Source organism: Ekhidna sp. ABH4_415 (genome assembly GCF_056161305.1).
In genome coordinates this window covers 477,641-491,048 of sequence record NZ_JBSWYW010000002.1, presented here as the reverse complement: position 1 = coordinate 491,048, position 13,408 = coordinate 477,641, and the positions used below count along the sequence as shown (strand labels likewise).

Genomic DNA, 13,408 nt, shown 5'->3' with positions numbered 1-13,408 from the left:
AACTCATGGACATTCAATCACACAAACGAACACTCGGTATTTTACATATCGTGTATGGTTCGCTTATTACAGTAGCATTCATTTTCATTGGCAGTCTTATATCAATTCTGTTTCCGTTTATCTCTGAGGAGATTGCCAAAGACATGGGCAATGATGCAGATGAAATTCTTTTTATGGTCAGCTCTTTAATAAGAACAATCTTCATACTACTTCTCATTTTCTCAGCACTTCCCTCCATTATTGCCGGAATTGGATTGCTGCAAAAGAAAAGCTGGGGCGTAGTGATAGCACTGATCGCTGGATGTGTTTCCATATTTAGCTTCCCTTTTGGCACAGCAGTGGGTATTTATAGCATATACGTATTTATAGAAAACAATAAATACAAGAATGACCAAAATCAGGAGTAGTGTGGTTTGGCTCACTGGAGCCAGTTCGGATATAGGGGAGCATCTGGCTTATCAAATGGCAGAAAAAGGTGCTAAACTGATCATTTCAGCAAGAAGGAAAGATGAATTAGAACGAGTAAAAGCAAACTGTAAATCGGATACTGTAGAAATACTCAATTTGGACCTGGAGGATAGCTTTTCACTAAAACAAAGAGCCAAAGAAGCAGATACCTTTTTTGGAGAGGTTGATATTTTGATCAACAATGGAGGCATCAGTCAGCGAGACACTATTCTCAATACCAGTCTGGAAGTGGATCGAAAGCTCATGGAAGTCAACTACTTCGGGTCGATCACCCTATCCAAAATGCTTTTACCAGGGATGGTTGAGCGTAAAAAAGGCCACCATGTCATAGTCACCTCCACCGTAGGTATCATAAATACCCCCTACCGGTCAGGGTATGGAGCTTCAAAACATGCACTACATGGATTCTACGATGCGCTCCGAGCGGAGCATCACGATGACAATATAAAGGTTACCATTGTACTGCCCGGATATATTAAAACGAACATCTCCTACAACGCACTGATTGGAGATGGTAGGCAGCAGAATAAAATGGATCCGGGACAGGAAAAAGGCATGTCCCCTGAAAAATGTGCAAGATTGATCATCAAAGCGATCGAAACAAATAGAAATGAAGTGTATATCGGCGGATTAAAAGAGAAAATGGGCATCTACCTGAAAAGGTTCTGGCCTAAAGCTGCTGCAAAAGCCGTAAGAAAACTTAGAGTAACGTGATTCGACTCATCACCATACTGCTGCTATGTAGTACGCTTTTGAAAAGTTACTCCCAGAGTCGACAACTCTTAAAACCGCAAGATTTCGAAGACCAGGAAATCAACAGTGAGTGGGTTTATGTCAAGTATAAACCCAATGTGGATCTACAAGCTAAGAATCTAAACATTCGAAACCTTAAAGGTTCAAAGTCAAATGGACCACTCAGAAATGCTGTAAAGATGCGTGTGCCAGATGGCATGGATCCAATCACGTTTTGCAATAAGTTGAGAAGGCAAACCAGTTATGTCTACGCAGACCCTATTGTTAGATACGAACTCTTAAGTACCTCAGATCCGTTAGTTGACAATCAATATTATCTCGAAAATATTCAGGCATTTGAAGCCTGGACCATTACACAGGGTGATGACGATCTCACAATTGGCATTATTGATTCAGGGCTGGATCTTGATCATGAAGATATCATCAACAACTTGTGGCTAAACACAGCCGACCCTATCGATGGAAACGATAACGATGGGAATGGCTATATCGATGATTATTATGGGTATGATTTTGCAGATGAGGATAATGATCCGAGCATCCAGAATGGAAACCATGGAATGATCGTAGGCGGGATTGCATCTGCTTCAGCGAATAATGGCAAGGGTATAGCAGGAGTAGGATATAACACCAAAATTGCTGCACTTAAAGGCTTTAAAAGCTCTTCTGGTACAGATGGTGGTCTCTACGAGGCAATCACCTATGCCGCAGAAAATGGCATTGATGTGCTCAATCTTTCGTGGGGTAGAATGGGTACTCCGCTTCAATCCGAGCAAGACATTATCAATGACGCGGTTTTGAATCACGATGTAGTCATTGTGGCTGCTGCCGGAAATGAAGGAGGAAAATCCACAGAAGAAAACCTTTGGTACCCGGCGAGCTATGAAAATGTCCTTTCCGTGGGAGCCTCAGACGCCAACGACAACAAATCTTCGGGTTCTACTTTCAACTATGCCGTAGATCTGATTGCTCCGGGCGTTTCAATGTATTCAACAGTGAATAATAATGGCTATGCAAATGGAGGTCCCGGCACCTCATATGCCGCACCACTGGTAGCCGGAACAGCAGCTTTGGTGAAAGATGTATTTCCGAACCTTTCGGCTATTCAAATAATGGAACGCGTACGGGCGACAGCAGATGATATTTATGATATCGGTAACAATTCCAACTATGAGGGGAAGCTAGGAAAAGGAAGATTAAACACTTTTCGCGCTGTAAGTGAGTCGAACGTGAAATCGTTAAGAGTATCTACCCCTAGCCTCATGTCAAATTATGGAAACGTTGCTTTTTTTGGAGACACTGTTCGGGTTACTGCTACTATCACAAATCACTTATCAGCTGTCAATAATCCTACCCTCACTATTTCTTCTCCCAGCAATGATTTCAGTATATCTAAGGGAACCTTTTTTCCCGGATATCTCGGAACTGCTGAGACTAAGGAAATCTCATTTGAAATAGTGATCGACGAGAACCTTGAGCCAGAATCTATGGTTGACATCCGGATTGATTATACTGAGTCGGGATATTCAGATTTTCAGCATTTACAAGTAACAACTTCACCTGATTATGCGGATTTTGGAAATGCTAAGGTTAGCATGACCATTAGCGGGAATGGAAATCTCGGCTATGACAAATACAATGATTTTGAAGGATCCGGATTTGTATATGAAATGAATCAGCTAATGGATTACACCGGAATAATGTTAGCTACCAATTCAACTACAGTTTCTGATAACATAATATTAGACTATAACGACCGATCGAGAGAGCAAGACTTTGATCAGCGAAAATATTATAAACTCTATCATCACCAGGTTGCTGACTATTTTGGATATTCTGAATTTACAGATTCAAATCATCCACTCATCATTGAACAATCAAACATGACTTGGGGTAGTGAAGATTATTTGATCATCAGGTACCGAATTGTCAATAATTCTGCCTCTCCGATAAACAACCTCTCCTTTGGTGTATTCGCAGACTGGGACCTGGATGATCCCACAAGTAATTATGCGGTTTTTGATGGAACTAATGAATATATTTTTGCCCGAAATGCTACAAGCAATCTGTTTGCTGCAGTGAAGGTTATAGGTGGAGATAATCTCGAATACAGCGCACTCGACATGGGTGCTTTCAACGGAAACACTCAGGATATCAACGATCTGTTTAGTGACGCGACTAAATATCATTTTCTGGTTAATCAAAATAAACTGATGGCTGGTAGCGTGGGTGCGGGGAATGATGTAGCTACCATCAATGGTGTGACTATCACACAATTAGAGGCCTATGACGAAACTTACATTGATGTGATCTATGCTATTGCAGATTCCAAAGCAAACCTGGATGCAGAAGTACAGGATGCAACAATTCGCATCAATCAGTTTATTCAAAAACCACGGGTACTTGAGATATTTTATACCTGTGATGGCTCAGTAACGATCGATCCTGCTGCAGGTACGAATTATGATTTCTACGAAGATCCGCTTGCTCAAACGCTTATTTCTTCAGGCTCAAGTTTAGCAGTCAGTGTCTCTAATGATTCTCTTTTCTTTGTAAAGAACACAGATGAAAGTTATCCCTCTGAGATATTCGAGATTCGAGTTAACCTTTTGAGCGATATTGCTGATTTCGAAATGTCCACTGACACGCTTTACCTCGATCACCCCACTACCAATGTTGTTCAATTTACCGATCTAAGTTTGGATGCTGTTTCATGGGGTTGGAATTTTGACCAGGGGACCACCACTACGCTACAAAATCCATCTTTATCCTTTTCTGAAGCCGGAACTTATCAAATCTCACTTTCCATTGAGAACGCTCAGGGATGCACTGACATGATCACGAAAGATCTGTTAGTTGCAAATAGACCGGATCCTCCGATTCTTTCTAATCAAACCATCTGTCCCGGTGAAAGTGTAATTGTAGACGATCCGTCAGCTGAAAAAATCCATATTTATCGATTTGAAGACCAAGAGGAACCTACACTGATTGGCAGCAATCTGGAAATTCCATCCATCATATACGACACCACTATATATGTCAGTGGGGTATATGGCTCCTTCGAAAGTGCAAAAGTTCCCTTTGGGATTGATGTACTGGAGGTTAGCGGGAACCTCAAAGTAGAGCCAGATACCACCTCCGAGGCTCACCAAATGCTCCTTTCAGCTACCAATCTGGAGGCTGGAGCCACCACCCGTTGGTTCGTTGATGGTGAACTATCAGGAACCACAAGCACACTTACAGTGCCGGCAGTTGAAGGAGATATCGATATCTCGCTGGAGATCACAAGTGCAGATGATTGCATAAAGACAATAGACAAAAGCATTACCATCAGCTCCTCTCCCTTTGCTTCACATCCGGATATTATCACATGTACAGATGAAGCCATGCTTGTGCCGGAGAATGGAAGTTACTTTGGATTCTATGCTGACCCTGACCTCACCCAACTAATTATAAAGGGCACTCAATTAGCCACCTCAGCATACGATAAGGTTTATGTGGTAAGCCTCGATGATGGTCTGCCGGGAATGCCCATTGAAGTAAATATTGAGCTGGAAATCATTGAGCTGGATATTGCCTTGGTCAGCAATCCGATTGGTAGCAAACATGAAGTAAATTTATTTGCCGTTACCAATAATGTGATAGACTCGTATCAATGGTTTATCAATGGTGAGTTATCAGAAACCATCAGCAACCCTACATTTTTCCTGAACGATGGTCAACAGTTTGAAATTGTACTCAACGTCACCACTGAGGCTGGGTGTTCGGAAAGTGATACCCTTCAGCTTGATTTCACTACTCCTCTTGGCTTAGCAAGCCCTGATCAAACAATCATATATCCAAATCCTTCAGATGGTTTCATTCATATACAAGGACAAGATAAGGTTGAATCGATACGCATCATAAACCTTCAAGGAAAGGTGGTGTGGAAGCTGGACAATCCAGGTGTAAGGCTAGACCTATCGGAGCTACCTGGTGGTGTTTATCTGCTGAAAATCAATACTGAAAGTGAAGAAATTAAAACTACTTTGATCATTCGGTGATCATTGAATCATTTTCTTAACAAAGTCCTCTTCATACGTCATTTCATATCCCCAATACCACATCTGTTTTTTGATCCAATCAACACGACGCTGGACATAAGGACTGGGAGCCACAGCCGAATATCGTTTGGGGTTAGGCAAAATAGCAGCCAGCCGTGCGGCTTGAGCGATACTCAACCCATCTGCTGATCGGTTGAAATAAGTCTGAGCGGCAGCCTCTGCTCCGAAAATGCCGTCACCAAACTCCGCGATGTTTAAATAAACTTCCATGATGCGCTCCTTGCTCCAAATCATTTCTATAAGTAATGTAAAATAGAGCTCTGCAGCTTTTCTAATATAGGTACGATCAGACCACAGGAAGGCATTCTTGGCGACCTGCTGCGTGATTGTGCTTGCTCCACGCATATTTCCCCCTCGCATATTAGCCTCTTCAGCCTCTTTGATAGATCTAAAATCCAGGCCGCTGTGAAGCAGAAAATACTGATCTTCCGCACACATCACGGCCAGTTGTAGTCGTCCGGATATTTGCTCCAGGTCACGCCATTCATAGCGTATCTCTTTATCTAGCCCCTCACTCACCATCAGCTTAGTAACTGGAATAGGTATAAGCGCATAGATAATCACCCAAATCAATGAGATGATATTGAACAGCAGCACAAAGCCTGCAACCGTTTTTAAGATATGGTTAAAGGCCTTTTTCAAATACTTTTGATTAGTGAAAATTAGTCAGGGAGTATTCCCATCCCAAACAACCAATTGCCAGGGGCGTCTTGATCATTGCTGCGGAAAAACTCCTTTACCGCGCTTATCAATTCTCCACGGCTTATCAAGTCATCCTTATTTCGATCCAGCTTTCTAAAAGATTTTGCAGCAAATCGCACTTCAATACGGTATCCAACTAATAAGTCGATATACTCATCCAGATTGATGTAACCGTCATTATCCGTATCGAAATTATCGAAGATCTCACCTACAAACTCATCCACATAGTGCTTAAAGAAATCCTCATCACCATTGATGATTACTTCCTCTGCAAAATGAATCCAGTGATCCCAGTTTGCCTTGCCGTCATTGTTATTGACAAACAAATCGAAATGATTCCAGCCTGCTTCAAACTTGCTTTTAATCTCATCATATTTTGGATCTCCTTCCCTGATTCGCCAAAGGATACACAGGTTTTCGGCTATCCCAAGAAAATCGTCTTTCTCAATGATTCCGTTGCGATCATAGTCTAACACGTAGAAAAATCGCTCTAACTTATTGATTTGCAGTTCAGTCAGCATTGTAGTGATTTTGTTGCGAAAATAATTAATCCTGCTCTTTGAAGACCTTTTTCAATAAATCAGTAGTTCGTGCTGCAGGATTTGCCCGAATTTTTTTCTCCTCTTCCGCTATCATCACAAATAATCCTTCCATAGCTTTTTCGGTTGCATAAGCTTCCAAATCCGGATTCACATCGTCAACCAGAGGTATCTTATTATACCTTGTAATTATATCAGAGTAGTATTTTGTGGCATTCGTTTGATCCAATGCTTTCTGCACTATCGGAGAAAATTTACTCCTCAGTTCAGTGCTGGTAGTTCGTTTTAAATAGTTGGTAGCAGCTTCTTTATCCTCACCCTTCAAAATATTCCATGCATCATTGATTGTCATCTGTTTGATCGCACTAACAAATACAGGCTTTGCTTCATTTGCTGCTTCCTCTGCTCCCCTATTCAGCGTTTTCACGAAACGATCTACTTCATTGTCTAAACCAATATCCCGAAGCGTATTTTCGACCTTTTGCACATCCGGTGGAAACGGAATTTTGATTTGAGGGTTCTTAAAATACCCATCCACTTTTCCCACCTTTTTTGTCCCAGTAGAAACACCTTTAATCAGGGCCTCTTTCAGTCCGTTTGCCACCTGATCGGTAGTTAATTCATCTTCGTATCCAATCGCATCAGTTATGGACTGAATCTGTTGCGCAGTACATCCAAAAAAAAGGATGCCTAATAGTAAGATTTTCACTCGTGAGTTCATTTGCTTAATCGTATTTTTGGGGCTTTATAAAAGTAGTGAATATTCTTTCACTGTCATATTTATTATCGCATGCCTTCAAAAGCCATACTAATCTCAATCGGTGACGAAATTCTTTACGGACAAACCCTCGATACCAATTCACATTGGATCAGCGGAGAGCTGGACAGCCTTGGAATACGAGTCATGAAAAAAATCACCATCGGGGATACGAGAGAGGAGATCCTTCATTACCTGGAAGAATCTGAAAATCTGGCCGACATGGTATTAATAACCGGTGGTCTGGGACCGACTAATGATGACCTGACCAAGCCATGCCTGGTAGAATATTTCGACACTCATCTGGTGAGGAACCAGGAGATGCTTCAAAATATTCAAAAATTATTTGAAAAGGCAGGGCGTGAGATTTCAGAACTCAATGAACAACAGGCAGATATGCCAGCAAGCTGCACGCCTATTCCGAATACACTTGGTACTGCACCAGGTATGTGGTTTGAAAGAAATGGGAAAGTCATCGTCTCCATGCCTGGCGTTCCTTATGAGATGAAGCGCATGATGCAGGAAACCATCCTGCCAAAGATCAAAGAGATGTTTACCGGAGATAACATCTATCATCGAATGATCAGAACCATTGGCATCCCTGAGTCCGTGCTTGCCCAAAAAATCAAAGACTGGGAGGATAGCCTCCCCAAGCACATTAAGCTTGCCTACCTACCAACCATGGGTAGTGTAAAACTTCGACTAACCACATCTGGTGAAAATGAAGCAACTAAGAAGGAAGTTCAGGAACAAATAGATAGAGTGCTCCCACAGATTGAAAAATATGTGTATGGCTTTGATGATGAAGAAATAGAAGAAGCGATCGGGAGGATGCTAAAAGAAAAAGGACTTAAGCTAGCGGTGGCAGAAAGCTGTACCGGAGGGTTTCTTTCTCATAAGATTACTTCTGTACCTGGGAGCTCTGCCTGGTTTCATGGTGGCTTTGTTCCTTATTCAAATGAATTGAAAAACGAACAGCTGAAAGTAGACAAAAAAATCATTCAGGAACAAGGGGCTGTCAGTGAGCCCGTTGTTTTAGCTTTGGCGGAGAATGTGAGAAAAGAGTTTAATGCGGATGTAGCCGTTTCGATTAGTGGTGTAGCCGGACCATCAGGAGGAAGTGAAGAAAAACCTGTAGGTACTGTTTGGATTGGCTATTCAGACAAAGACAAAACTGTTGCAAAGAAATTCCAGTTTACTAAAGATAGAGGCATCAATATTCAATATAGTGCTATTGCTGCTTTAAACATGATTAGAATAAACCTAGATAAGAATTGACGAAATTATTATCTTTGAGAATAAAATAAACAACCGAAAACAGAATATAATATGGCAACTGTAGAAATGGTAATGCCTAAAATGGGCGAAAGTGTGATGGAAGGAACCGTGCTTGCATGGTTAAAAAATGTGGGCGAAACCATCGAAGAAGACGAATCAATCCTGGAAGTAGCTACTGACAAGGTAGATACTGAAATACCTGCTACCCATGCCGGAGTGCTGAAAGAAGTTTTGGCACAGGAAGGTGATGTAGTGGAAGTAGGAAAGCCCATTGCCATAATAGAAACGGAAGGAGACTCAAATGGTGCAGCCCCGGCACCAGCAGAATCACCTAAGGAAGAGCCAGCGCCAGTAGAGCAAGCAGAGGCGATGGTTGAAACTGCCATGAGCACAGTATCATCCAGTAATGGAACTGCCGTACCAAGAACATCAGATTCTGGTAAATTCTTCTCCCCCCTTGTAAGAAGTATCGCCAAAGAAGAAGGAATCTCAGTTGCCGAACTTGAGTCGATCAACGGAACCGGAAAAGACGGGAGAGTAACCAAAAATGACATTCTAAGCTACGTTGAGAATAGAAAACCTGGAGGAGCTCCTACCCCATCAGCTCAACCAGCAGCAGCTCCTACTATGCCTTCTGCTTCTCATCAGCCAATGCCAGTTGCCGTAGACGGTGGTGATGAGATCATCGAAATGGACAGAATGCGTAAGATGATCGCTGAACGGATGGTTGCATCCAAGCACATCTCTCCTCACGTGACCTCATTCGTTGAGGCAGATGTCACAAAAGTTGTCGCCTGGAGAAATAAGGTGAAGAATGAGTTCTTAAACCGTGAAGGTGAGAAATTAACCTTTACGCCAATCCTGATTGAGGCGATCGTACGAGCTATCAAAGACTTCCCGATGATCAATGTGCAAGTGGACGGAAACAACATTGTGAAGAAAAAAGCCATCAATATCGGCATGGCTACTGCACTACCTACCGGCAACTTGATTGTTCCTGTCATCCATAATGCCGATCAATTAAGCTTAGTAGGAATCACCAAGAAAGTAAACGATCTGGCTAAAAGAGCAAGAGAGAACAAACTCAAGCCAGACGAGCTTCAAGGCGGAACGTATACAGTATCCAACGTAGGCTCATTCGGAAATGTGATGGGTACACCGATCATTATGCAGCCTCAGGTAGCGATTATGGCACTGGGAGCGATCCAGAAGAAACCATCGGTGATAGAAACTCCGGAGGGGGACATGATCGGAATCAGAAGTAAAATGTTCCTATCCCACAGTTACGATCACAGAGTTGTGGACGGAGCACTTGGAGGTATGTTTGTAAGAAAAGTAGCAGATTACCTGGAAGAATACGACCTAAACAGAGGTATTTAATCACATCAAGTGGGGCACACGCACCACCATCAGGATCACTCGGAAGGCAACATTAAAGTTGCCTTCTTTCTTAACCTCAGTTTCGCCATCATTGAGATCATTGGCGGATTGTGGACAAACAGTGTTGCCATCCTTTCTGACGCACTCCATGATTTGGGCGACAGCCTGACCCTTGGAGTATCCTGGTACTTTGCCAAAGTGGCCAAAAAGGATCGAAATCAAAGATATTCCTACGGCTACAAACGCTTTTCCGTCATGGGAGCACTTATCAATTCAATTGTTCTGGTTACCGGATCCGTTTTCATTATCATCGAAGCAGTTCCTCGTCTATTAAATCCTGTAACACCAAACACAGAAGGGATGATCTACCTGGCCATTGGTGGTGTAATTGTGAATGGTGCAGCAGCATTCCGTTTGAGTAAGGGGCATAGTCTGAACGAAAAGGCGGTATACATGCACCTGCTTGAAGACATCCTTGGCTGGGTAGCCGTATTGATTGGAGCAGTGGTCATGAATTTCTGGGACCTGCCAATTTTAGACCCTATCCTTTCTGTGCTTATTGCCACATTTATTCTTTACAATGTCATCAAAAACCTACGGGAGAGCTTCCGTATCATCCTGCAGGGCACTCCTACAGACATCAGCATTAAGCAAATTCATACAGCAATTAAGAACATTCCAAAGGTACTGGACGTACACGACTGCCATACCTGGTCGATGGACGGAGAATACCACATTCTCTCAATTCATTTAGTTATTTCAGAAGACCTTTCTCTCTCAGAGTTGGAAAGCATCAAGAAAGAAACCAAGAGCCGGGTTTCTAAGTTAGGCATCAATCACACGACAATCGAATTTGAAACACAGGATGAAAACTGCGATCCGTGTTAATTTCGCAGCAATGAAACTCTTAACCGTCATTCTGCTAGGCCTCATATCCCTTTTTGGGTTTGGACAAAAAAAGTTCCTCACGCATGAACTGCAGGTGGAAAATGACAATGATGCCTATACACTAAACCTAACTCGGGACCAATACTACAGTAACGGCGTAGCTCTCCGCTACCGCATGCTTACTGACTCTTCCAATTGGAGCAATAATCATGAGAAAGTGATTCGTGCCTATGAGTTAAATCATAGGATTTACAGTCCCCGTCATTTGTTTTGGGAAGATTCATCACAAATGGATCGTCCGTATGCTGGACAAATCACACTGGCTGCCTCAAATGAATATTACTACAAGCATGGAGCATACCTAAGAGCTGAACTCGAACTTGGCTGGATGGGCCCCTCCTTGAGAACCGGCGATTTACAATTCGAATGGCACAAAGCTTTTGGTATGCAGCTGCCACTTGGATGGGAATATGAAATCAATGATGCACCCATTATTAACACCTATGGAACATACGCTCAAACACTCCTGAACGGAAAGATCCTGGATCTCACGTCTGAATCCAATCTGGCACTTGGAACAACTTTTACTCACATTAGGCAGGAATTTATGGTTCGTATTGGCACGTTCAAGCCGATCCAAAGCTCCACCCAATACAATGGCGTTCTCGGTATAGAAAATACCGGTACTGACAACCACGAATTTTACTTTTTTCTTAGCCCAGGGGTAGAATATGCCGCTTACAATGCCACGATTGAGGGCAATTGGCTTGGAAAGGAATCCATCTATACTGAAACTCGTGAGCCCTGGATTTACCAGATGAGAGCAGGAATCATGGCGAGTTGGACGAAATTCGATTTTGCTCTCCTTTACTACCGACGCACCAAAGAAACCACCGAAGCGACCATTCACAAGTATGTAGGAATACGTATGAATCAGCGGTTTTGAAAACTACTTAGGTTCCACCCTACCTTTGCATCATGCAAGACATTGACATTGATAACATTGAGCTGACTTACCTGGGTCTGGAGGATTACCAGGAGCTGAAAAAAGCCATGATCGAGTCCTACCAAAAGGTAGAGGATAACTACTGGGAAAAACATGAAATTGAGAAGTTGATCAACCTTTTCCCGGAAGGTCAGGTGGTCCTTAAAATCAATGGACAGCTGGCCGGCTGTGCCCTATCTCTTATCGTCAAAAGCAGGTTGGCCCAAAAGCGACATACCTACAAACAGATAACCGGTAATTATTCCTTCAGCACACATGATCCGGAGGGCGACATGCTTTATGGTGTAGATCTGTTTATCAAGCCGGAGTTTCGTGGGTTGCGACTGGGTCGAAGACTGTATGATTATCGGAAAGAATTGTGCGAACGCATGAATCTGAGAGGGATTGCTTTTGGCGGGCGTATTCCTAATTATCACAATCATGCAGACGAACTTACCCCTCGTCAGTATATCGATAAAGTCAGAAAAAAGGAAATAGATGACCCGGTCCTCAATTTTCAAATCAACAACGATTTTCACGTTTCGAAGATTCTAAAAGGATATTTAGAAGGGGATCAGGAGTCGATGGAATATGCCGTGCTGCTGGAGTGGGATAATATCTACTATGAGGAACCGACGGATCAGGCCAGCAGCATTAAGCGTGTAGTTCGATTAGGGCTGATTCAATGGCAGATGCGCCCATATAAAGACCTGGATGATGTCATGCAACAGGCTGAATACTTTGTGGATGCAGTTTCCGATTACCGATCGGACTTTGCCTTATTTCCTGAGTTTTTCAATGCCCCATTGATGGCTCCAAACAACCACATGTCTGAGCCGGATGCTATTCGGGAGCTGGCAAAGCATACCGATGAGATCGTTAATCGTTTTTCCAGATTGGCGGTATCCTATAATATCAATATCATCACCGGTAGCATGCCGGAGATAAAAAATGAGCGGCTATTCAATGTTGGTTACCTGTGCAGACGTGACGGTACCATTGAGCGCTTTGAAAAAATCCACGTGACACCTGATGAATCTAAGATATGGGGTATGGAAGGTGGAAAAACCGTACAATCATTTGAAACCGACTGTGGTAAGATTGGTGTGCTGATCTGCTATGATGTGGAGTTTCCAGAGCTCAGCAGACTTCTAGCTGATGAAGATATGGACATCTTGTTTGTCCCATTCTTAACCGATACGCAAAATGGATATTCCAGAGTGAGAAACTGTGCTCAGGCACGAGCCATTGAAAATGAGTGCTACGTCGCGCTTGCGGGTAGTGTTGGGAACTTACCTAACGTACATAACATGGACATTCAATTTGCTCAATCGGTAGTTTTTACCCCTTGTGATTTTGCATTTCCAACCAATGGCATCAAAGCTGAAGCTACACCCAATACCGAAATGATCCTGATCGCAGATGTAGACGTAGATGATCTGCGAGAGCTTCATGAATTTGGTAGTGTCAACAACCTGAAGGATCGCAGGAAGGATGTGTACGAGTTAAAAAAGAAGTAGGGGTTTTTAGGGGGTATGATAGGTTCATTAGACTA

The 13,408-nt window shown here is 42.8% G+C and carries 11 protein-coding genes; 8 read left to right on the top strand and 3 right to left on the bottom strand.

The window, feature by feature from the left end; all coding sequences use genetic code 11:
- Positions 1 to 5 precede the first annotated feature (5 nt).
- The 3 genes from ACXAH9_RS05155 to ACXAH9_RS05145 are packed head-to-tail and all read left to right on the top strand — an operon-like array spanning position 6 to position 5,264.
- Complete coding sequence (locus ACXAH9_RS05155) at positions 6 to 407, top strand: hypothetical protein (protein ID WP_474893792.1); 402 nt, start codon at positions 6 to 8, stop codon at positions 405 to 407.
- Positions 388 to 1,182, top strand: a complete 795-nt coding sequence (locus tag ACXAH9_RS05150) for an SDR family oxidoreductase (RefSeq protein ID WP_474893791.1) — start codon at positions 388 to 390, stop codon at positions 1,180 to 1,182. Before ACXAH9_RS05155 ends, ACXAH9_RS05150 begins: the two co-directional genes overlap by 20 nt.
- Positions 1,179 to 5,264 carry a S8 family serine peptidase gene (locus ACXAH9_RS05145; protein ID WP_474893790.1) on the top strand — a complete coding sequence of 1,362 codons (4,086 nt, stop codon included), beginning with the start codon at positions 1,179 to 1,181 and terminating at the stop codon, positions 5,262 to 5,264. The genes ACXAH9_RS05150 and ACXAH9_RS05145 overlap by 4 nt, the downstream gene beginning before the upstream one ends.
- Here ACXAH9_RS05145 and mtgA read toward each other — a convergent pair whose 3' ends face one another.
- From mtgA to ACXAH9_RS05130, 3 genes are read right to left on the bottom strand one after another with little or no spacing between them, the layout of a single operon-like run.
- Positions 5,265 to 5,966, bottom strand: coding sequence for a monofunctional biosynthetic peptidoglycan transglycosylase (gene mtgA, locus ACXAH9_RS05140; protein ID WP_474893789.1), 702 nt, complete (start codon positions 5,964 to 5,966; stop codon positions 5,265 to 5,267).
- A 20-nt stretch (positions 5,967 to 5,986) separates the two neighbouring features.
- Positions 5,987 to 6,547, bottom strand: coding sequence for an EF-hand domain-containing protein (locus ACXAH9_RS05135; protein ID WP_474893788.1), 561 nt, complete (start codon positions 6,545 to 6,547; stop codon positions 5,987 to 5,989).
- A 25-nt stretch (positions 6,548 to 6,572) separates the two neighbouring features.
- The gene (locus ACXAH9_RS05130; RefSeq protein ID WP_474893787.1) at positions 6,573 to 7,274 is read right to left on the bottom strand and encodes a DUF4197 domain-containing protein; all 702 of its coding nucleotides are present in this window, start codon (positions 7,272 to 7,274) and stop codon (positions 6,573 to 6,575) included.
- A gap of 81 nt (positions 7,275 to 7,355) precedes the next feature.
- Between ACXAH9_RS05130 and ACXAH9_RS05125 the strand changes: the two genes are divergently transcribed.
- The 5 genes from ACXAH9_RS05125 to ACXAH9_RS05105 are packed head-to-tail and all read left to right on the top strand — an operon-like array spanning position 7,356 to position 13,373.
- Complete coding sequence (locus ACXAH9_RS05125) at positions 7,356 to 8,600, top strand: competence/damage-inducible protein A (RefSeq protein WP_474893786.1); 1,245 nt, start codon at positions 7,356 to 7,358, stop codon at positions 8,598 to 8,600.
- 51 nt (positions 8,601 to 8,651) lie between these two features.
- The gene (locus tag ACXAH9_RS05120; RefSeq protein WP_474893785.1) at positions 8,652 to 9,980 is read left to right on the top strand and encodes a dihydrolipoamide acetyltransferase family protein; all 1,329 of its coding nucleotides are present in this window, start codon (positions 8,652 to 8,654) and stop codon (positions 9,978 to 9,980) included.
- Between the two features lie 9 nt (positions 9,981 to 9,989).
- Entirely contained in the window at positions 9,990 to 10,868 is an 879-nt protein-coding gene (locus ACXAH9_RS05115) for a cation diffusion facilitator family transporter (RefSeq protein ID WP_474893784.1), read from the top strand.
- 10 nt (positions 10,869 to 10,878) lie between these two features.
- Positions 10,879 to 11,814, top strand: a complete 936-nt coding sequence (locus ACXAH9_RS05110; protein ID WP_474893783.1) for a lipid A-modifier LpxR family protein — start codon at positions 10,879 to 10,881, stop codon at positions 11,812 to 11,814.
- A gap of 32 nt (positions 11,815 to 11,846) precedes the next feature.
- Complete coding sequence (locus ACXAH9_RS05105) at positions 11,847 to 13,373, top strand: bifunctional GNAT family N-acetyltransferase/carbon-nitrogen hydrolase family protein (protein WP_474893782.1); 1,527 nt, start codon at positions 11,847 to 11,849, stop codon at positions 13,371 to 13,373.
- Positions 13,374 to 13,408: the final 35 nt, after the last annotated feature.